We start from the raw sequence: 21,663 nt of genomic DNA on the forward strand, positions 1-21,663 counted from the left end.
AAGCCCAAAGTGTAATAACTTTGGGCTTTTATTTTTCCAAGGGAAATAGTAGAAGAGGGCTGAGATTTTGGTTACTTTGCAAATTGAATTTTTAGAGATTAATAAAAGGCTGTAATATGAAAAAAATCGCAATCTTGGGCGGAGGAGAAAGTGGCGTTGGGGCAGCATTATTGGCAAAAGCAAAAGGCTTTGAGGTTTTCTTGTCGGATAAAGGTATTTTGTCAGATAAGTACAAAGAGATATTGAATCAGAATGAAATTCCTTTTGAAGAAGGAGAACACACTGAAAGCAAAATTCTGGATGCTGATGAGGTAGTGAAAAGCCCAGGCATTCCTGACAAAGTAGCATTAATTCAGAAGTTAAAATCACTCAGAATTCCTATTATTTCTGAAATAGAGCTTGCGTCTCGTTATACCAAGGCTAAAATTGTCGCTATTACGGGTAGCAACGGAAAAACTACTACTACACTCTTGACCTATCATTTACTGAAAAATGCGGGCTTGAATGTTGGCTTAGCTGGAAATATAGGCGAAAGTTTTGCCAAGCAAGTAATTGAAGATAAGCTTGATTATTTTGTGCTGGAACTTAGTAGCTTCCAATTAGATAATTGCTTCGAGTTTAAAGCTGATGTTGCCATTTTGTTGAATATCACGCCCGACCATTTGGATAGATATAACTACGAATTTCAGAACTATATTGATTCCAAGTTCAGGGTATTACAAAATATGACGCCAACTGATAATTTTATTTTTTATCAAGAAAGCGAAGCCTTAGCTAATGAACTGACTAAAAAGACATTTCCGATAAATTATCTGCCAGTTTCATTACAAGAAAAAGTATCTGAAGGAGGTTATTTTTTGGACGAAGACCTAGAAGTTACTTATCAAGGTAATCATTTTTCATTTCCTCAGGCAGACTTACCTATCAAGGGTTCACATAATGCGATTAATGCGATGTCTGCTATATTAGTAGCCAAGGTATTGGGTATCGAAAACGATAAAATAACTGAAGGGCTGAAGAGTTTTAAAAGCGTTGAACATCGCCTAGAGCCTTGTGGGGAAGTAGGAGGCGTAAAGTTTGTGAATGATTCAAAGGCAACTAATGTAGATTCTGTTTTTTATGCCTTAGGCAGTTTCAACGAGCCAATCGTATTGATTATGGGTGGGGTTGATAAAGGAAATGATTACAGCCAGATTGAAGCGTTGGTGGAACAAAAAGTAAAGGCCTTAATCTGTATGGGTACGGATAACCAGAAACTATTAGATTTCTTTGGAAAAAAAGTACCCTTGATTTTTTCAGTGGATAGCCTAATAAAAGCCGTAGATTTAGGACAAGAAGTTGCTAGTCAGGGAGACGTAGTGTTGCTTTCGCCAGCTTGTGCTAGTTTTGATTTATTTAAAAATTATGAAGACCGCGGTCGTCAATTCAAAGAAGCTGTAGCAGCCCTGACAATTGCTTAAAGAGAAATTTTATTCAAAAATATTAGTGACAAATGGTGACAAATTGGTTAAAGGATAACCTAAAAGGTGATCATCAAATATGGACGATTGTGGCTACCTTATCAATGATAAGCATCATTGTAGTAGCAAGTGCTTCGGGAAAGTTAGCGGTGATGGTTAATGGCGGAGGTATTTTTTATCATATTATCAAGCATATTATTCTGGTATCGTTGGGGCTTGGGTCTATGTGGTTTTTTCATCGATTAGACTACCATCGTTTTGCGATGTATTCCAATGCAGGCGTAATTCTGTCTTTTGTGCTATTGATTTATGCCTATAAATTTGAACAAGGAATTAACCACGCCAATCGTTGGATTCACGTAGGAGGATTAACTTTCATGCCCTCCGATTTAGCCAAATTGTCTTTAATCACCAATTTGGCAGCTATGCTTGCCAAGCGACAGCACGTTAATTATACTTTCAAAGAAATTTTACCAATGATTATCAAAATCATTTTGGTATGTTCGGCCATTGCACTTACTAACGTTTCTACATCTTTACTTTTATTTACTACTTGTTTCTTATTGATGTTTTTTGGGCGAGTTCCCAGTCAATATTTGCTCATGGCCTTAGTCGGTATTTTTATTACCGCTACTTTGCTGGTCATGACAGGAACGGGGAGTCGTATTGAAACGGCTCGAAATCGTGTGATTAACTTTGCCAGTAATTGGAATGGAAGTAAGCGTAAGGATGCTTCACAGACTACCGACTACCAAATAGAGCGAAGTTTCTATGCGATTGCTAACGGAGGAATAGTAGGAAAAGGACCCGGAAAAAGTCAGCAACGATATTTTTTGACAGAATCTGAATCAGACTTTATTTATGCCATTATTATTGAAGAATGGGGCATGATTGGCGGAGTAATTGTATTGGGGCTTTACCTATGGTTTTTGTATAGAGGCATGAAAGCTGTAGATAGCTCTGGGCGAGCCTTCGGGGGCTTGCTTTCAGCAGGACTAACTTTTAGTTTAGTCATTCAGGCCATGGTACACATGGGCGTTGCTACAGGACTTGGGCCAGTAACAGGACAAAACCTACCTTTATTAAGTATGGGGGGTAGCTCGTTGTTATTCACTGGGGCAATGGTAGGCATTATTATTGCAGTGAGTAGAGACAAAGTGAAAAATCCGATTTTATAGGGTTGCTAAGTTATTGTGTTTAGAAGCAACTTATATTTTAGCATATCAATCGCCTAAAAAGTATTACCTAATCATCACTTTTAAGCACATTATTAATATACATTCAAATGACAAAAGTCATCATCTCTGGTGGAGGAACAGGCGGACACATATATCCAGCCATTGCTATTGCTAATGCATTAAAAGAAATAAATCCTGACATTGAAGTTTTGTTCGTAGGAGCAGAAGGAAAAATGGAAATGGAAAAAGTACCAAAGGCTGGTTATCCCATTATTGGTTTACCTATTGCAGGCATCAACCGTTCTAATGTATTGGCTAACCTTAGTTTCCCACGGAAATTAATAGCCAGCTTAAGCGAAGCACGAGCCATCATCAAAGATTTCAAGCCTGATGTGGCGGTTGGTGTAGGCGGATATGCTTCTGGTCCTTTGCTATTGGCAGCCTCTATGATGGGGATACCTTACCTGATTCAAGAGCAAAATTCTTATGCGGGTGTTACTAATAAATTTTTGGCTAAAAAAGCCCGAAAAATTTGTGTAGCATATCCAAAAATGGACGCCTTTTTTGCGGCTGAAAAGATAAAAATGACGGGCAACCCTGTTAGAAAAGATATTTTAGAGGTAAAATCAAAAAGAGATGAAGCATTAAAACACTTTGGACTAGATGCTGATAAAAAAACAGTATTGGTGATAGGTGGAAGTCAAGGAGCGAGGACAATTAATGAAGCGATTGATGCAGGCTTGACCAACTTGGTGGGTGCAGGCTATCAGGTTGTGTGGCAAACTGGCAAACTTTATATAGAAAGAGCCAAAACCACCGCTAGTGTTTTTAAAGGACAAGTATATGTGTCTGACTTTATCTATGAAATGGATTTAGCCTATGCCGTGGCCGATGTAGTAGTTTCTAGAGCAGGAGCTTTGTCGGTTTCTGAATTATGTTTAGCGGCTAAACCAGCTATCCTAGTGCCTTTGCCTACCGCCGCTGAAGACCATCAGACGATGAACGCCATGAGCTTGGTAAACAATGATGCGGCTATTTTAGTGAAAGACATCACCGCCCGTGAAACCCTTGTGAAAGCAACCATAGATTTGCTTCAAGATGTAGAAAAGCAAGCTATTTTGAGTAAGAATATTCATCAGCTAGCCAAACCAGAAGCCGCCAAAGAAATAGCAGGAGAAGTATTAAAGTTAATTAAACAGTAAAAGTCGATGAATGTTTTATGCGAAAGGTTATTAAAACTTCGTTCATTACTTAATCGTAATTCATATCCTGAACATTTCAATGAATAGAAAAATATTATTGTTCATTTTAGGCTTTTGCTTATGTATCAACAATTTTTTGAACGCCCAGTCGATTGCTGGTGTATGGCAACAAATAAATAAGAGTGGCCATACAACGACGCTGATTTGCACTGAAAATTATTTGATGTTTGCTGTGTATAAAGTAAGCGACAAAAAACTTGTCAGTAGTGGCGGAGGAAGTTTTGAAATATTGAAAGCTGATGCTAAAACGATTTTGTCTTACAAAAGAGATTTCAACACAGAAGATTCTACGTTGGTTGGTTTAACAGTAGCGAATATATTTTCTATCGACAAAAAGAAGTTGACAGTTGCTCAAGGACCTTTAGCAGGTACTTGGTCTCGCATAGAAGAAAAGGCTAATCCAACGCCTCTTTCAAATGCTCTGTGGCGATTACGCGCGAAGGAAGATAAAGACTTTAAAATGCAAACCGTATTTAAAGGGCCTTTTAAAACAATAAAAATATTATCAGGTCAATACTTTCAGTGGGCGAGTTTCAATATTGATACCCATCAATTTTTTGGCACTTTTGGAGGTGTTTTTAGCAAAAACAAAGAGAAATATACTGAAAAAATCAAATTTTCGTCTAACAATATCAAAGTAGTAGGTACTTCATTTGAATATGATTGTGTATTAAATGGCAAAGACTGGATTCATGCTGGGCAAACGTCAAAAGGTGAAAGAACACATGAAATATGGGAAAAAGGCTATTAATCATTGAAACTTTAAACATGAGTCATCCCGAATTTTCTCATAAATCAGTAAATTTTAAAAGATTTCAGAGATTTTTGGATTTATACTCGACCTTACTTTTTGTCTTGATACAAAAAGTAACAAAAAAATCAAGAATTCCTAAACTCGCTTCGCTCAAACAGTAGGAATTCGGGGAAACTTAACTACAAAAGCGGTCTAAATTAGTTTTTAGACCGCTTTTTTGTGATTTTAAAATTCGGGATGACTCATTTTTTTTAGTGTTAAAAAAAAAAATAATGTTCTATGCAATCCAAGCTTTAATGTATTGCGTAGATATGTTTGAAAGCGTGAAAGAATTGAATGATTAAAACGATAATGATTTTTAAATAAATAAATGCCGCCATGCAAAAGTTAACAAAAATATTCAGAATAACGAGCATAATCATTTTAAGCCTTTTTGTAGGTTTCGTTGTGTATGCAAATTGGGAAGAGCCCCCATTATCAGACCGCCTCAATCTAAAACCAATTTCTCTAGCTGTTTTTAACCTCAATCGTGAATTGTCTGAACATGATAGTTTAAATATCGCCAATAAACTATCCACTAACACAGGTATTACTGCCGCCACAGTAAATCGTATGGGAAGAACAGTTAGTGTTACTTTCCACGGAGATGAAACCTCAGAAGAAGCGCTCAATAAAGCGATTACTTCTGAGGGCTTCAGTCCAATGAAAGTAGATTTTACGGCTTTTAAAGGGCCACAATGCCCCGTACCGACCGAATACATTGATTTTATTTTAAATGCCAAGAAAGCTTTATGCTTTAGATAATGTGCTTATTCCATTACCCATCACATTTTAACCGATATACTTCGTCTATAGTTACGTTAATTATTATTACTCAACGTTCTTTTTGCTCGTATATTTCTAAAACTAATCGTAAAAGTTAGGCATCTCGAGCGTGCACTACTTTTGCAATCATCGGTAAAATTTTAATAACATGAAAAAAACAATGCAACTATGGGGGGCTTTCCTCATGGCAGGGATACTTGTGTTTACATCTTGCAAAAAAGATGAAGAAGTAGTAGCACCAAAATCTCTGTATGAACGCCTAGGTGGAAACGCAGCTATATCGGCTGTTATCGACCAGTTTATTGCCAATGTAGCTGCTGATGCTAGGATTAATGCTTTTTTTGCAGATGCAGCTGCTGACCCTGCACGTTTGACTAGATTACGCAATAACCTGATTAATCAAGTTGGAATGGCTACGGGTGGGATGGAGAAATACACAGGACTTGACATGAAAACAGCTCACAAAGGGATGGGAATAGAGGAGGTACATTTTAATGCTTTGGTAGAAGATTTATCTTTATCATTGGATAAATTCAAAGTGCCTTCTACTGAGAAAACAGAGTTGTTAACTGCTTTAGCAGCCCTTAAAGGAGATATTGTTGAGGGTTCTACGAGTGTTTATACACGTTTAGGAGGAAATGCCGCAATTACGCTAGTTATCGATGATTTTATCGGAAAAGTAGCTGCAGATGCTCGTATTAATTCATTTTTTGCTGCGGCAGCAGCTGACCCAGCTCGTTTGAATCGTTTGAAGATGAACCTAGTCAATCAGGTTGGACAAGCTTCTGGTGGACCAGAAAAATACACAGGCAAAGATATGAAGACAGCCCACAAAGGCATGAATCTAACAGATGCTCATTTTAATGCATTGGTAGAAGACCTGACGGCATCTTTGGTGAAGTTTAAAGTAGAGTCGAGGACTAAAATTCAGTTATTGACAGTTTTAGCAAGTTTAAGAGGCGACATTGTAGGACAATAATTTTACAGCTAAAGGGTAAAGGGTTTTCTAGCATAGAATATAGTATTCCATCTTATTAATCCCTTTACCCTCTTTTTAAAGTGTTTTATAGTTAAAAACTATTATTATATATAAATTATCAATTTTCACTATTGAAAATCATTGTGTAATTTTGTTTGAGGTTTATATGGAATAGGAAATTGCTAATGAATATTAACAATAAAGTTGACAAAAATCAGTTTCGAATATTTAAAACACACCTACCTTTCGGGCAGAATTTAAAAGCCCTAAAAATTGTATTTTTTTTATAAATGAAGCCAAAGAATGGGCTTGTTATTTATAAGTATTCTAAATTATTGATAAGTATAAATAATTAGCCGTTATTAGAACCAATCATAATCATTCGTGTTGTAATTTTACACAATTATTCAATTTGTGAAAATATGGCACACAGCATTACAAATTGTTTAATTATATAGCGACCAACAGAGGCAATTAAACCTCATTGAAGCGAATCGGAATTGTAAGGAGTCATGGAAAATATTTTCAAAGCATTAAGTTTATCATATAAGTCTGCCCCTTTAGCGGTGCGAGAACAAGTAGCTCTTACTGAGGAGGAAATTAAAAATTTCTCACTTAAAATCAGAGATTTATTTGGCATTCAAGAAAGCCTTGTTGTTTCTACTTGCAACCGTACAGAAGTATATTACGTATCAGAACAGAACATCACGGCAGCATTAATCAAAGTGTTATTAATCGAAAAAGGGATTACTGATACTGCTTTATATGTTGATTATTTCCATCAGCTAAATACACAATCAGAGGCTGTTCAACACCTTTTTGAAGTAGCAACAGGTTTGCATTCAAAAGTAGTTGGCGATTTACAAATACCTAACCAAGTTAAACAATCTTATCAAATCGCTGCTGATTTGAATATGGCTGGCCCATTCCTTCACCGTTTGATGCACACTATCTTTTTTGCAAATAAACGTGTTGCACAAGAAACATCTTTCCGCGACGGGGCAGCTTCAACATCGTATGCTGCAGTAGCTTTAACAGAAGAAGTAACTAGGAATATCAATAATCCCAAAGTATTAATTTTAGGGTTAGGCGAAATAGGTATTGATGTTTGTAAAAACATGGCAGACCAAGAATTTGCAGAGATTACGGTAATGAATCGTACGCTTGCAAAAGCAGAAAAAATTGCGGCGGGTCGTAATTTCAGAGTTGCAGATTTTGCAACGTTAGAAAGAGAAATTAAAAGAGCCGATGTAATTATTTCTTCTGTAATGATTGACAAACCAATTGTTACGAAAGAATTGATTGAAAAAATAGGTATTCTTACGTTTAAATATTTTATAGATTTATCAGTTCCTAGAAGTGTAGAAGATAACGTAGAGGATATTCCAGGAGCATTAGTATATAACATCGATAGCCTACGCGAACGTGCCGATGAGGCATTAAAAAGTCGTTTAGCATCAATTCCGCATGTACAACGCATTATCACAGAAGCCATCGTAGGATTTGATGATTGGTCGAAAGAAATGGTTGTTTCGCCAACGATTAATAAATTGAAAAATGCTTTAGAGCAAATTCGTAAAGAAGAGATGGCTCGCCATTTAAAGAATCTTTCACCAGAAGAGTCTGAGAAAATCGAGAAAATCACGATGGGAATTGTTCAGAAAATCATGAAGCTACCTGTACTTCAATTAAAGGCAGCTTGTAAACGTGGAGACGCAGACCAATTAGTAGATGTCATCAATGAATTATTTGATTTGGAAAAACATTCAGATACTTCAGCTTATAGTCACTAATAGAAGAGATATAAAACTTTGAGAACCTGCGAATTATTTCGCAGGTTTTTTGTTTTTAGGTAAATATACATTTCAACACTATGCTTATAATTCGCAGATTTGTTCGTATTCTTCCTTTGGTATTGCTGATATTGTTAGGGATATGGGCTTGGGAGAAATTTAAAAGTTTAAAGAATCCTTTTGGTGATACTGAGCCCGAGGTATCGCATAGCGTATTGCTACAAAAAATAACCTCAATGGGGAAATTAGAGTTGGTAAAATATAACTTTAGGGATGTGGTTGAAAGCCGTATTAAAAAGAATTTTTTACCAGATGCCAAAGTATTACTAATTGTAACGGGCGAGGCCACAGGGTGTTTGGATTTAACTAAGATTAGAGTAGCTGATATTACCGAAGAGGATAGTGTGCTAGTAGTTCATTTGCCAGAACCAGAGATTTGTAATTATAAAATCGACCATTCTAAGTCAAGGGTTTATAATACTGAATATGCTTTTATGGACGAAGCAAAGCTAGTAGATGATGCTTTTAAAAAAGCAGAGGTACAAGTAGCGCAATCTGCCAGAGAAATGGGGATTTTAGACCAAACAAAAAAATCGGCAGAACAGATTTTAAAACCATTTTTGGAAACAGTATCGAAAAAAAAGGTGATTTTGAGATATTCGATGAAAGATAAAAAAAGAGAATTAGGTTAAAAAAATAGTGGATTAGTTGTCAACAACTAATCCACATGAAATTATTATCTATGCCCGAAAATAGCAGAGCCTACTCTTACTAAAGTAGCTCCTTCTTCCGCAGCAATCAGAAAATCACCTGACATTCCCATAGAAATTTCTTTTAACTGAAAGTTCTCTGTTTCAGGGGTTTGTTGTTTTAGTTCTTCAAAAAAAGTCTTTAAACTTCTAAATTCTAACCTGATTTGATTTTCGTCATCGGTGTTAGTAGCCATGCCCATTACACCCACAATTCTGATGTTGTTCATGCTGTGGAATTCATCGGAATTTAAGAGTTCTTTGGCTTCATCTTGTGATAATCCAAATTTTGTTTCCTCCTCAGCAATATAAATTTGCAATAAACAGTCAATTATTCTATTATTTTTAGTAGCTTGTTTATTAATTTCCTGAAGTAGTTTTAAAGAATCAACAGAATGTATCATTGTTACAAAGGAAGCCATATACTTTACTTTATTGCTTTGTAAATGACCAATCAGATGCCATTCAATATCTTTAGGCAGTATTTCCCATTTTTCAACCATTTCTTGGACTTTGTTCTCACCAAAGATTTTACAGCCAGCTTGATAGGCTTCTTCCAAATCAGCAATAGGTTTGGTTTTAGTAACAGCTATCAAACGGGCAGAGGTGCCTTGTAACTGAAACTTGATATTATCTAAATTTTTTGCAATGCTCATTGTTCAAAAATTTTGGTAAATACTTGTATTTTTGTGTTATCGGGGGTAAACACTTAGTTTTACAAAATTAAACCAAACTTATAACGTTTAAAGTTAATACAACCATAAATTATCAAATACTAGCCAATGGAGGAGTATAATCCAAATAGACAAAGTGAACAGAAACTTAAAATCGCCGTTGCTGTATTGATTATTTTAGTAACAGCACTAGGGTTTTTATATTTCAGAGAACGACAGTTTAATAAAAGAAATGAAGAACTAGGTATTTTACATGCAAAGGACTTATTAGTCGCCACTACTAAATTAGACTCTATTGAAAATCAATTAAATGCCAAAATAATTGAGATTAAACGGTTAGGAGGTGACGTAAGCGAGCTAGTTCGTGCGAAAGAACAATTGCAAAAAGACAAAATAGCCTTACAGAAATCAGAAGGATTTTCGATGAAAAGGTATGAGTCTAAAATCAAGAAGTATCTTACTTTACTCGGCGAAAAAGATAATGAGCTAATCAACCTAAGAAAAGAGAATGGTATTTTAGCAGCCATGAACGATTCGCTCAGCAAAGAGGCTCAGGCATTACTTCAAGACGTTACTTATGCCCAAAAAGCGCTGAACGATTCTGCCATCAATTATACGCTTCGCCAAAAAGAATTATCAGAAAGAAATAGAGAGTTATCCGAGAAGGTTTCGCAAGCATCTGCTTTGCATGCTGAAAGCATTAATGTGTATGCGATTTCTACCAAAGGAAAAGAAAGTGATGGAGGTGTATATAAATCAAAGAAGGTTGATAAAGTAAGAATCACCTTTTATTTGCAAGAAAATCCTTTGACAAATCTTGAAGCAAAAGTAATCTTTTTAAGAATCATCGACCCACAAGGACAGTCAATTGCTGATATGAGCACTGGTTCGGGGAGCTTTACTTATAAGAATAAAGAGATTACCTATACTGCTAAACAGAAAATTGTTTACGATAATCATCACCAATCTGTTGAGTTTGTATATAGCCGTGGACAAGCCTATAAAGAAGGCAGACACATCATAGAACTATACGCTGAAGGCTATAAAATAGGGGATGGCTTCTTTGAAGTAAAGTAATGGATAAAGGGATTTACTACGGTGAATCCCTTTAATTTTGGTATATAATATCATTTCTTCAAAGCCGAAGGCGTATAACCATATTTCTCTTTGAAAGCTTTGATAAAGTGAGACACACTTTCGTAGCCTATTTCCATACTGATTTCCGAAACATTCTTCTCCGTTTTTTCAATCTGTAAATAAGCATATTCCAGTCGTTTATTTTTTATCCACAAAGCAGGAGTCGTATTAAATTCTTGTTGAAAATCTCTTTTAAAAGCAGATAAGCTTCTTCCTGAAAGCCTTGATAGTTCTTCTAATGACAGTGGTTTTAGGTAATATGAATTCATCAAAAACGCTAAATCAGGCTTTTCCCCTTTATACAAGCTGAATAGGATTGATTTAAACTGTTTGGAATGGTCTATTTCCAGAATATGCAAAAGCAATTCTTGAAGTTTTAGCCGTAAGAAATGATTCAGATACTGGGTTTCATGATGAAAGTAAGGGAAAATAGACTCCGTAAATTTATCCAAACTCTCCGTGATTTCTAAAACCAATAACTCGCTCGCATTATTCCACATTCCTTGCAAAGTTTGGCTACGCTGATATTCTTCAAAGAGGTCTAAGTGTTGACTAACAAATTCCTTCAGAAGTTTTTCATTAAAGAAAAACACTAAGCTCCTGTAGCTTGCATCAATCGTTTCTTGCATCAGATAATACCCCCTCGGAATAAAAACAACACTGCCCTTGCGGACAAGGATAGTTTGGCTGGGCAAAGTAAAACGCTTTTCGCCATCTAGTACAAAAATCATGGCGTGTTCTTCAAAAAACACTTCGTTTTTTAGCGGTGGGTCTTGATCGCGATAAGCAACGAAGGTCATATCCTGAATTTTCAAGGACTGAAATTCACCAGCATGTATAAGGGAAGGGACTCTAATCATAGCAAAAATTTATACATTTCTTTTGGTATTTCAATAGTATTTAGGCAGAAAAATTGCATCGCTATGACGCATTTTTTGCAATGTCCTGTCCTGAGGTTCAATCTTTGTTAAGTGTTTTTAACTTTTTGAATGCAACATTCTACATAAACTTTGCATCTTCTTAAAAAAATCATCAAAACACTAAACGCTATGATCTTTAAACCTACCTTATTTGTATTATTCCTACTTATTACCATTCAGACATTCGGACAGTCAACTATCTCAGGAATAGTAGTTGACGAAAAAAAGCAGGCAGCCTCGTTTGCTAATATATTAATTTTGAACGAAAAAGATTCTACGATGCTAAAGGGAGCTGTGGCAGACGTCGATGGCAATTTTACCGTTTCACAAATCCCTCATAATTCCTATTTGTTATCCATTACGGCAATCGGATACAAAAAATATTATCAAAAAATTGATGTACGTGCTAATCTGAATGTTGGAAGTATTCAACTGGCGTTAGAGTCTAAAAACCTTGCAGAAGTAGAAGTAACCGTTAAGAAACAATTAATAGAACGAACGGGTGATAAAATGATTATGAATGTGGATGCTAGCCCTGTTACTTCTGGTTTGAACGGTTTAGAGTTGATGGAAAAAGTGCCGGGCGTTACGGTAGATAGAAATGCTGAGACGATTAAAGTAAATGGAAAAGCTGGTGTAATGGTGATGATTGATGATAGAAAAACCTATTTGAGCGAAGAGCAATTGGCCAATTTCTTGAAAACATTAAAAAGTGACGACATTGATAAAATAGAAGTAATCACAAACCCATCAGCCCGTTATGATGCCTCGGGTACTACGGCGATTATCAATATCAAAACCAAAAAAGGAAAGAATTTTGGGACTAATTACATCATTGATATGGGTGTTGGCTATAGTAATTATAAGGAATATGGTAGTTTCCCTAAAAACAGTCAGGGAATTACGATGAATGCTAAAAAAGGGAAATATACAGTTTATGCCAATCTTAGTAGAAATTATATGACTTGGCTAAATGCCGCCAATGAATACCAAGAACTATTTAAAGGAGACCAAGTTGTTGAAACACGTAAAAACGTTGGTAAATCTTTAGGAAGTGGCGAATCGTGGTCATCTAAATTTGCCTTTGATTATGACTTTAGCAAGAGTACAAGCCTTGGAGTATCGTTACAAGGAGCTATTTCTGATAATCCCCTAGACAGAACGACCAACCAAGTTAATAAGCAAGAGAATGTAACTCAGTTGCTAGAAATGATTCGTAATAGAGATTATACTAATAAAAACTTCCTGATTAATACCCATTGGAAACAAAATTTTGATACATCAGGAACAGTGCTGAATGTTGATTTTGATATAATTGTAAACAGAACAAAATCCAATGATCGCTTTCAAACATCTACGGTATTTGAAAGTCAAACAGATTTGGTGAAAAACCAAATTATTGCTCCTGATAATGCATTGACTTATGTTTTTAAAGCAGATTTTGTTAAAAACCTTACTAAAAAAGTAAAGCTAGAGACTGGGCTTAAAACAAGTTTTTCGGATAATGAAAAAGACTTTAACGACAATTTCAGAGACAACGGAGCATTAGTAAACTCTTATTTCCGTTTTAGACAAAATATCTATGCAGGGTATTTTATGCTAAACGCTGAACTAAGCAAAACCCTGAACTTACAACTAGGTTTAAGAGGAGAACAAACTGATAATTCAGGAAAAGATAGAGATGGAGTGGGGCTTTCAGCACAAAATTATTTTAACCTGTTTCCTACCCTTTCATTAAATAAAAAAGTTACGAAAGACTATGCCATTTCTTTTGGGTTCTCTAGAAGAATTAACAGACCAGATGCTAACAATTATAATACATTCAATCGTTTCTTTTCGCCACAACAATATTCAAGAGGTAATCCAAATTTGTTACCATCTATCCAAAACAAAGTTTCTTTGACACACACTATTAAAGATGCTTTTAGCTTTAGTTTTGATTATGTAAAGGTAGACCAGTTTTTTTCAGATGTTTACGACCTCGACACTACTTTTATTACAGGACGCAGGTATATACGCGAATCTGTTGAAAACGTAAATGGGAAAATATCATGGTGGAGTTTCAGTACATCATTACCATTTAATTTGACCAAATGGTGGAATGTTAATATCAACATTTGGAGTGGTATTAATGTGTATAATTATCAAAGAGAAAAGGCTGTAGTAGATGTCAACCAGTTTTATAGCGGGCTTTATCTTCAACAAACATTTACGCTTAATAAAACCCTCTCTGCTGAGATTTCAGGTTATATCAATTCAGGTGAAACATGGGGCTTTGAAACCAGTAAAGCCCAAGGAGCTTTCGATTTAGGTATCAAGAAATTCCTGTGGGATAAAAAAGGTACCTTGAAGATTTCTATCCAAGACCCTGCTGACTTGAACCGTTATAAAAATGTAGCCCGCACGACCGAGTTGACTTCTGCAGGGGAGTACCGTTGGGATAACCGTAGACTAAGAATCAATTTCACGTATAATTTTGGTAATACCAATGTAAAAGTCAATCAACGCCCAAGCGATAATGGTAATGATGGGGGTGGGGCTAGAGGCAGAAATTAATCGAAATATTTTGCTTTAATCTTGCGTTCCCAATCTATATCTTCTAACTTCAACATTCACAGAGAAATTGCTGATTTTCAGTTTTTTCTCTGTGAATTTTTTTATACTCAAAGCTATGGAAACTCTTCAATTAACCATCCAGCATCATATTGCTCATCTTGTTATCAATCGTCCTGATAAAGCCAATGCACTCAATCAAACGGCGTGGAATGAAATTTTTGATGTATTTACTGAACTAGACGAAAACCCAGAAGTAAGGGTCATTGTCTTGGAAGGAGGTACAAGCAAACATTTTTGTGCGGGTATTGATTTAAGCTTGCTGATGTCTGTTACGCAAACACAAACGCCTTGTGATGCTCGACGAAGAGAAAAAATACGTAAAGATATTTTAAGCCTACAAGCACCCATCAATGCCATTGAAAACTGTTCAAAACCTGTGTTAGTGGCTATTCATGGCGGTTGTATTGGCGGAGGGGTAGATTTGATTTGTGCATGTGATATGCGCTATTGTACTGACGACGCATATTTCAGTATTAAAGAAATTGACATGGGGATGGTGGCAGATTTAGGTACCTTGCAAAGATTGCCAAAACTCATTAGTGATGGTTTAGTACGAGAAATGGCATATACAGGTAGAAATGTAGATGGCAAAGAGGCGAAAGAAATCGGGATAGTAAACCGCACCTTTAGCGATAAAGAAACGATGTTGGCTGAAGTAATGAAATTGGCAACAATGATAGCACAGAAATCTCCTGTTGCTATCAGAGGAACCAAGCATATTTTATTGCATACGCGTGACCATTCAGTAGCCGATGGACTAAATTATATGGCTACTTGGAATGCAGGAATGTTACTTTCAGCCGATTTACAAGAAGCTTTTGAGGCTAAAATGACAAAAAGAGCGACGAAATTTGAAAATTGAATAATAATGTACTCCATATACCTTAGTATATTTGTGAAGAATTGACAGACAAGGCTTTTATGCCAACAACTTATGCTAACGAAGTTACAAATAAAAAACTATGCTTTAATTGAGCATCTCGTACTAACCCCTGATGTTGCCTTGAACATTGTTACAGGCGAAACAGGTGCGGGAAAGTCTATTATGTTGGGTGCCATAGGATTGTTATTGGGCAATCGTGCTGATACTCGTACACTTTTTAATCCTAACGAAAAATGTATCATCGAGGGCGAATTTGATGTTTCTGGCTATATTATCAAGAATATTTTTGAAGAAGAAGAGTTGGATTATGATGAACATTGCGTGATTCGCCGTGAGATTTCCCCGCAAGGCAAAACCCGTGCTTTTGTCAATGATACGCCTGTAAACTTGGAGACACTTCGCAGAGTATCCACACAATTGATGGATGTGCACTCGCAACACGATAATTTACTATTGGGTGCCAACGACTATCAGCTGGAAATTGTAGATACTTTTGCACAAAATCATGACTTGTTAGATAGTTATAAAAAAGATTACCAGGCTTTTTATAAGGCACAAAGAATATACGACCAACTGAAAATAGAAGCGAAAGAAAGTAAAAAAGAGTTTGATTATAATGCATTCCTCTTAGATGAACTGCAAAAAATCAAACTGAAAGCTGGCGAATTAGAAGTATTAGAACAAGAGTTAAATAAGCTAGAGAATGCGGAGGAGGTAAAGTCAAAGTTACTATTATCTGCCGAGTACCTTAATGCAACTGAACAATCAATCATTCCACTGTTGACCTCAACTTTGGCGAATTTGAACAGTATCAGTGCTTTTGGTGAGCAATATTTACAATTAAAGCAACGTCTGCAAAGTTGCTTGATTGAGCTAAAGGACATAGCAGTAGAAGTAGAAAATGAGGCAGAAGAGGTAGAATTAGACGACGAAAAAATCACTACCATTCAACAACGCCTTGATATCATCTATAATCTTTTACAGAAACATCAAGTAAAAACAGATGTTGAATTGTTGATTATTCAGAAAGAGTTAGAGCAAAAAGTAAATAAGGTACTGAATATCGACGAAGCCCTTGAAACGGCAAAAGGCGAGGTAGAGAAAACGGAAAAACAAGTATTAAAAAGTGCTGAGGCTTTATCTGCATCAAGACTTTCGGCTTTACCTATCATCGAAAAACAAATAGCTGATTTGTTGAAAGACCTAGGAATGCCTAATGCTAGCTTGAAAATAGAAAATGAAATCATCAAGCCTTCGCCAATGGGTATTAATGTGATTAATCTATTATTTTCAGCCAATAAGGGCGTTAAGCCACAACCTATCAAAAATGTAGCCTCAGGGGGGGAATTTAGCCGTTTGATGTTGGCGATAAAATATATATTGGCTAATAAACGAGCGTTACCAACGATTATTTTTGATGAAATTGATACAGGAATCTCTGGTGAGGTATCGATAAAAGTGGGCAATATGATGCGGGAAATGAGCCGAAATCACCAATTAATAGCCATTACCCATCTTCACCAAATTGCAGCACAAGGGGCAGCACACTACTTTGTGTATAAAGATAATTCTTCAGACAGAACCGTTTCAAGAATTAGAAAATTGACTAGCGAAGAGCGAGTGATGGAAATAGCCCAAATGATTGGGGGCGAAAATCCATCCAGAGCAATTATTGAAAATGCTCGTGAAATACTAAGTAAACACCTTGTCAGCTAAAAATATTGACACAACTCCTAAACGTTAAGACTTAAAAGTTTGTTATAAAAATATCGCATTTCAAACTAAACTGAAAACCATCAATATGAAGAAAATACTCTTGCCAATTTTAATGCTGCCGTTTGTTTTTGCCTGCTCGAAGTCAGAAGAAGACAAACAAAAAAAGATGATTGAAGAAGTAATGGCTGTTCATGATGAGGTAATGCCCAAAATGGATGAAATTATGATTCTAAAAGGGCAGTTAGACTCTGTCGCTAAAGTATCACCTGATTCACTAAAAGCAAAGGACTTGTATGTAGCCTTGGATTCTGCGGATGTACAGATGATGAATTGGATGGAGAAATATAATCCTGAAGAAGTAAAAGGGAAATCGGAAGAAGTAGTAGTAAAATATTACGAGGAAGAGAAAAACAAAATTGTAAAAGTAAAAGAGTTAACGAATGCTAGTATAGAAGAAGCAAAAGCTTTTTTGAAAAAATAGCCTTCATGCTTGCAAATTATTATGAAGATAAATGTTGTTCAGTCTTTGTCAGTAGTCTTTTTAGTAGTGGCTTTAGCGAGTTGTAGTAAAACTCCTAAAGAATTACCTTATTTAGGTAATAAAGAAGCTGTTAAAAAAATGGTTGATGGGGGTAAAGAAGTAGTTGATACGCTTTATCATACCATTCCAGATTTTGAATTTATCAATCAAGATTCTGTTAAAATTACCCAAGAGTTTGTTGCAGGAAAAATTTATATAGCGGATTTCTTTTTTACGACTTGCCCTACTATTTGCCCAAAAATGAAAACGCAGATGTTAAGGATTTATGAAAAGTATAAGGATAATCCTAACGTAGTATTATTGTCGCATTCTATTGACCCACGTCATGATACACCTGCGGTCTTAAAAGAGTTTCGAAGTAATTTAGGCATCAAAGGCAATAGTTGGCAAATGGTTACGGGCGATAAAGCTAAGATATATGAAATCGGACAAAAAAGCTATATGGTATCAGCCGCCGATGACCCTACACAGCCCGGTGGCGTAGTACATAGCGGAGCCTTTATATTGGTAGATAAAAATCGCCATATTCGTGGTCTTTATGATGGAACTGTCGCTGCAAAAGTAGATAATTTGATGGACGATATGGAGATACTTTTAAAAGAAACAAGTTCAAATAAATAATTACATTATTGAAACACATTTTGATGTCACCCCGATATATTACCCATAAATTAGGTTTTTCTTTGTGCTTAATAACCTTGTTTGCCATGACTGCTTGTGATAGCAAAGAGGAGATTAAACGAAAACAGTATTATATAGACGGACAGGCTTTGTATAAAATGCACTGTGCGAATTGTCACCAAGAAAAAGGAGAAGGCTTGGCAGGATTGTATCCGCCGATTGCAGGTTCTGATTTTTTGACCAAGAATAAAGAATTAGTACTCTGTTCGATGCGAAATGGTTTAATGGATACCATTGTAGTAAATGGTAAAACTTATCATCAACCAATGCCTGCTAATACACAATTACAAGCATTAGATGTAGCCGAAATAGCAACGTTTATTTATAATGAATGGGGTGGCGAAAAAACGATAACTAATGTAAAAGATGTTGAGAAGATATTAAAGACTTGTAAAAATAAGGTAGAATAAACATGAGTCATCCCGAATTTTAAAATCATAAAAAAGCGGTCGAAAAACTAATTTCGACCGCTTTTTTATGATTGATGGGCACCGAATTCCTACTGTTTGAGCGGAGCGAGTCGGTTCGCCGATGCGATTAGGAATTCTTGATTTTCTTTTGTTACTTTTCTTTCATCAAGGAAAGAAAAGTAAGGGCTAGACAATAATTAATTAGAAAACCTCTCAAATTGTCTCCAAAACCCACAATTTTAGGAAAAATTCGGGATGACTCATGTTTATGGCAAACTATTCACCTTAACAGTACCAGTTACTTTTCTAATCGTATATTCTGTAAAATCCTGATTTGAATCCATTCCTATGCCATGTAATATATTTTCAGGCGTTTTTACATCAACGGGCTTATCTGTATAAATCCTCTTGGTATCGGGGTTCCAGTATAGTTCGTCGGTAGCTAAGGTCTCGTGTTTTATCTGGTTGTTGATTAGTACCCTTCCCATGATGTGGTACACATTCCTAATACGAATATACCTTGCTGAATCACTCCTCAAAGTAGTACTATTATTCCCCAGTTTATCAAAAAAGAAAACCCTTACTTCATTAGGATACACCTTATCTTCATTCGGCATTGTCAATTGACTTTCTGTTGACATTCTAACAACTAATCTGGCAGAATCTGAATAAACCATGTTTACACCATATATTTCAGACAGGGGGCCATTATACAGCTTTTTGACGATTTCTTTTTTCTCTTCATAGCAAGCTGTTAGACAAATACTCAATAAACCAATAAAGACCAATAAAAATGGGCGTAAAACAGGTTTGACAACTCCGACAAGGACTGTCAAATCTGGAAATAGCTTCATATATATATTTAATTGATTCATACAATTAAAATAATTAATCAATTTTTGGTTTACGGAACCAGTAAAAGTCACCTAATGAGAAGCCAACTACTATTTTGCTATATTGCTCTTCTAAGCCGTTACTCGAAAGTACTCCTCTTTTCCCTCTAACAAAAGCAATGTTTACGTAAGAAATAGTACGCAAAGGCAACGATACTCCTACAGAAAAGCTCATGTCTTTGGCCGCTTCATTACCATTATAGCTATAAGGAGATTGTGTATAGTTAGCTCCTACACGATACATCACATGATTGAAATAACCAGAAATAGCATCAAACTTTGGAATATACTCAGCACCAACAGCTACAGTATAAGCATCTCTAAGACCTTCCGACGAGCCATTTAAGTTTTTATAGCCAGTCCATTTTGTAGTAGAGTAATCTAATGAAACCACTAATTTTCCTGGTTTTTCAAGGCTAACACCAAATTTATAATTGGCAGGAAGCGTTATACTTGCATTTGGGTTTGATAGGGTATCAGCATTAATAAGGGTAATGCCCGTGGCATCATAAATATCGAATCCGCCAAGATTCTTTAAACCAATCTTTTGGGCAAATTCAGCCGTTGCTCCCACATTCAAAAAATACTCTTTGCTGATTTTTGGTCTCCAAAGGTAGCCTAATTTAAAGTGGACACTTGAGTAATTAGAACGGTTAAAATATTTTACTTGATAATTTTGTCCGTCAGTAAGATTTTGTGTGGTAATATCCCGGTTGATTACACCGAATAAATAAGAGGTTTCAAGCCCCACATACATATTTTTAGTAATCCTTACACCATTGCTAACAATCGCTTTATTAAGACCACCATCACCATTGTAAGTAGTTGTCGAGCTGTCTGTTCCAATTACGTTAAGTTTTCTTGAAGTAACAGTTTTATACTCTACGTTAGAATAAGGGGTTAAACCCAATGCTAATGTCCAACGTGGTGAGGCAGGTAAAGATAACATCACAGGTCCTAAAGTTCCGTTATAGGTATTAGAACGCTGTTTGCTATCTTGCATTGCTTTGAATTCTGTATTTACACCCATTTCAAAAACAGTATAGCGGTTTCGTGCTAACATGGCTGGGTTCAATGTATTTACATAAATACCATTAGAACTAGCAACACCTAAGCCACCCGACATTGAGCTTACTGCTGTCCCACCATTGTAAACCTCGCCAATTCCTAAGAATGAAAATGGAGAATTTGTTTGTTGAGCTTGTATTGAATGAAATGCCAAAAGGCAAGAAACAGCCAAAAATAAACGAGAGAAAGACTTGAATAGGAACTTAGCAGAAAATGCTTGATTGTAACTTTTTCTATTTACAACCCTTAAAGGGATTGTTGCTCGCATAAAATTTGAAATACTATTTATTTTGTTCGACATTATATTCTAAAATTCTGTTAAGTCCAATCAGCACCAACTCTGGTATTACAAAGTTCGGGTATTTTATGCGGTTTGCAAAGAATGTAGCATCTCCGCCACATAAAATGACGTTAATTTTTGTTAAAAGCTTGTTATATTCTTCAATAAATCCATTAATCTCAGCGGTTATGCCGTTCATTACGCCACTTTGCATGGCATGGGCTGTACTTTTTCCCAAAATAATAGGGGCTTCTGCTGGTTCTAATAACGGCAAACGTTTCGTAAAAGTATTCATAGCAGTAAAACGCATCCGTACGCCAGGGGAGATAATGCCACCATGAAAGTTTTCTTCAATATCAACCAAATCGTAAGTAATACAAGTCCCCATGTCGATAATCATGGCATTGTTTTCAGGAAAAACCACCCTGGCACCAATCGCCGCAGCAATGCGGTCGGCTCCGAGGGTTTCGGGCGTATCATACAATTTAGTGATGGGTACAGGCGTGGTATTTTTTAAAAATAACAATTTAGCCTCAGTATTATCAAAATCCTGCCTTAATTGCTCTTCTGAATAACTAACTGTTGAAATAATAATATTGCTTGGCTTCAAGTGTGTTACATATTCCAATAATGCCTGATATGTAAAAGAGCCTTTTGTTTCTATCAGTTTTCCTTGTTCAAAAAGACCAATTTTAGCAAAAGTGTTTCCTAAATCTATAGCTAAATTCATATAAAATAGAAGGTGAAAAATTGCCTTAGGAATAATTTTTTCACATAAAAGTGAAAGTACATCGTTTAAAATAAAAGCAAATTTTACAATTTTGGGAACGAGTTTTTAAAATTC

20 protein-coding genes are annotated in these 21,663 nt (G+C 35.9%); 15 read left to right on the forward strand and 5 right to left on the reverse strand.

Annotation, left to right across the window (positions count from 1 at the left end; genetic code table 11):
* Positions 1-116 precede the first annotated feature (116 nt).
* The 8 genes from murD (at position 117) to VB264_RS09725 (ending at position 8,943) form a co-directional block, all read left to right on the forward strand.
* Positions 117-1,460 (forward strand): UDP-N-acetylmuramoyl-L-alanine--D-glutamate ligase, encoded by a 1,344-nt coding sequence (gene murD / locus VB264_RS09690; protein WP_323248869.1) that lies wholly within the window; start codon positions 117-119, stop codon positions 1,458-1,460.
* A 32-nt stretch (positions 1,461-1,492) separates the two neighbouring features.
* Positions 1,493-2,638 carry an FtsW/RodA/SpoVE family cell cycle protein gene (locus VB264_RS09695; protein WP_323248872.1) on the forward strand — a complete coding sequence of 382 codons (1,146 nt, stop codon included), beginning with the start codon at positions 1,493-1,495 and terminating at the stop codon, positions 2,636-2,638.
* A gap of 107 nt (positions 2,639-2,745) precedes the next feature.
* Positions 2,746-3,840, forward strand: coding sequence for an undecaprenyldiphospho-muramoylpentapeptide beta-N-acetylglucosaminyltransferase (gene murG / locus VB264_RS09700; protein ID WP_323248874.1), 1,095 nt, complete (start codon positions 2,746-2,748; stop codon positions 3,838-3,840).
* Between the two features lie 79 nt (positions 3,841-3,919).
* Complete coding sequence (locus VB264_RS09705) at positions 3,920-4,651, forward strand: hypothetical protein (RefSeq protein WP_323248876.1); 732 nt, start codon at positions 3,920-3,922, stop codon at positions 4,649-4,651.
* A 381-nt stretch (positions 4,652-5,032) separates the two neighbouring features.
* Positions 5,033-5,458 carry a heavy-metal-associated domain-containing protein gene (locus VB264_RS09710; RefSeq protein ID WP_323248878.1) on the forward strand — a complete coding sequence of 142 codons (426 nt, stop codon included), beginning with the start codon at positions 5,033-5,035 and terminating at the stop codon, positions 5,456-5,458.
* A gap of 169 nt (positions 5,459-5,627) precedes the next feature.
* On the forward strand, positions 5,628-6,458 hold the full coding sequence (locus VB264_RS09715) for a group I truncated hemoglobin (protein ID WP_309914889.1): 831 nt from the start codon (positions 5,628-5,630) through the stop codon (positions 6,456-6,458).
* 512 nt (positions 6,459-6,970) lie between these two features.
* Positions 6,971-8,251 (forward strand): glutamyl-tRNA reductase, encoded by a 1,281-nt coding sequence (gene hemA / locus VB264_RS09720; protein WP_323248881.1) that lies wholly within the window; start codon positions 6,971-6,973, stop codon positions 8,249-8,251.
* 80 nt (positions 8,252-8,331) lie between these two features.
* Positions 8,332-8,943 (forward strand): DUF4230 domain-containing protein, encoded by a 612-nt coding sequence (locus tag VB264_RS09725; protein WP_323248883.1) that lies wholly within the window; start codon positions 8,332-8,334, stop codon positions 8,941-8,943.
* Positions 8,944-8,987: 44 nt separating this feature from the next.
* On the opposite strand, the gene VB264_RS09730 is transcribed toward VB264_RS09725, so the two are convergent.
* Positions 8,988-9,656, reverse strand: a complete 669-nt coding sequence (locus tag VB264_RS09730) for a YggS family pyridoxal phosphate-dependent enzyme (protein ID WP_323248885.1) — start codon at positions 9,654-9,656, stop codon at positions 8,988-8,990.
* A gap of 126 nt (positions 9,657-9,782) precedes the next feature.
* Here VB264_RS09730 and VB264_RS09735 point away from each other — a divergent pair, with 126 nt between their 5' ends.
* Positions 9,783-10,751: a hypothetical protein gene (locus VB264_RS09735; RefSeq protein ID WP_323248887.1), complete on the forward strand. Its 969-nt coding sequence runs from the start codon at positions 9,783-9,785 to the stop codon at positions 10,749-10,751.
* A gap of 50 nt (positions 10,752-10,801) precedes the next feature.
* On the opposite strand, the gene VB264_RS09740 is transcribed toward VB264_RS09735, so the two are convergent.
* Positions 10,802-11,671, reverse strand: a complete 870-nt coding sequence (locus VB264_RS09740; RefSeq protein WP_323248889.1) for an AraC family transcriptional regulator — start codon at positions 11,669-11,671, stop codon at positions 10,802-10,804.
* A gap of 189 nt (positions 11,672-11,860) precedes the next feature.
* Between VB264_RS09740 and VB264_RS09745 the strand changes: the two genes are divergently transcribed.
* The 6 genes from VB264_RS09745 (at position 11,861) to VB264_RS09770 (ending at position 18,578) form a co-directional block, all read left to right on the forward strand.
* Entirely contained in the window at positions 11,861-14,287 is a 2,427-nt protein-coding gene (locus tag VB264_RS09745) for an outer membrane beta-barrel family protein (RefSeq protein WP_323248891.1), read from the forward strand.
* Between the two features lie 115 nt (positions 14,288-14,402).
* Positions 14,403-15,209 carry a crotonase/enoyl-CoA hydratase family protein gene (locus VB264_RS09750; protein ID WP_323248892.1) on the forward strand — a complete coding sequence of 269 codons (807 nt, stop codon included), beginning with the start codon at positions 14,403-14,405 and terminating at the stop codon, positions 15,207-15,209.
* Positions 15,210-15,281: 72 nt separating this feature from the next.
* Entirely contained in the window at positions 15,282-16,946 is a 1,665-nt protein-coding gene (gene recN, locus VB264_RS09755; RefSeq protein ID WP_323248894.1) for a DNA repair protein RecN, read from the forward strand.
* Positions 16,947-17,031: 85 nt separating this feature from the next.
* Complete coding sequence (locus tag VB264_RS09760) at positions 17,032-17,427, forward strand: hypothetical protein (protein ID WP_323248896.1); 396 nt, start codon at positions 17,032-17,034, stop codon at positions 17,425-17,427.
* Between the two features lie 21 nt (positions 17,428-17,448).
* Positions 17,449-18,108, forward strand: a complete 660-nt coding sequence (locus tag VB264_RS09765) for an SCO family protein (protein WP_323248898.1) — start codon at positions 17,449-17,451, stop codon at positions 18,106-18,108.
* 23 nt (positions 18,109-18,131) lie between these two features.
* Positions 18,132-18,578, forward strand: coding sequence for a c-type cytochrome (locus VB264_RS09770; RefSeq protein ID WP_323248900.1), 447 nt, complete (start codon positions 18,132-18,134; stop codon positions 18,576-18,578).
* Between the two features lie 266 nt (positions 18,579-18,844).
* On the opposite strand, the gene lptC is transcribed toward VB264_RS09770, so the two are convergent.
* Genes lptC through VB264_RS09785 form a run of 3 tightly spaced genes read right to left on the reverse strand, consistent with a single transcriptional unit; the run spans position 18,845 to position 21,549 of the window.
* Positions 18,845-19,432 carry an LPS export ABC transporter periplasmic protein LptC gene (gene lptC / locus VB264_RS09775; protein WP_323248901.1) on the reverse strand — a complete coding sequence of 196 codons (588 nt, stop codon included), beginning with the start codon at positions 19,430-19,432 and terminating at the stop codon, positions 18,845-18,847.
* Positions 19,433-19,466: 34 nt separating this feature from the next.
* Positions 19,467-20,840, reverse strand: a complete 1,374-nt coding sequence (locus VB264_RS09780) for a hypothetical protein (RefSeq protein ID WP_323248903.1) — start codon at positions 20,838-20,840, stop codon at positions 19,467-19,469.
* Positions 20,821-21,549, reverse strand: a complete 729-nt coding sequence (locus VB264_RS09785) for a type III pantothenate kinase (protein WP_323248905.1) — start codon at positions 21,547-21,549, stop codon at positions 20,821-20,823. Before VB264_RS09785 ends, VB264_RS09780 begins: the two co-directional genes overlap by 20 nt.
* Positions 21,550-21,663 lie beyond the last annotated feature (114 nt).

Origin of the sequence: Arcicella aquatica (assembly GCF_034928825.1) — a bacterium.
Classification (GTDB): Bacteria; Bacteroidota; Bacteroidia; order Cytophagales; family Spirosomataceae; genus Arcicella; species Arcicella aquatica.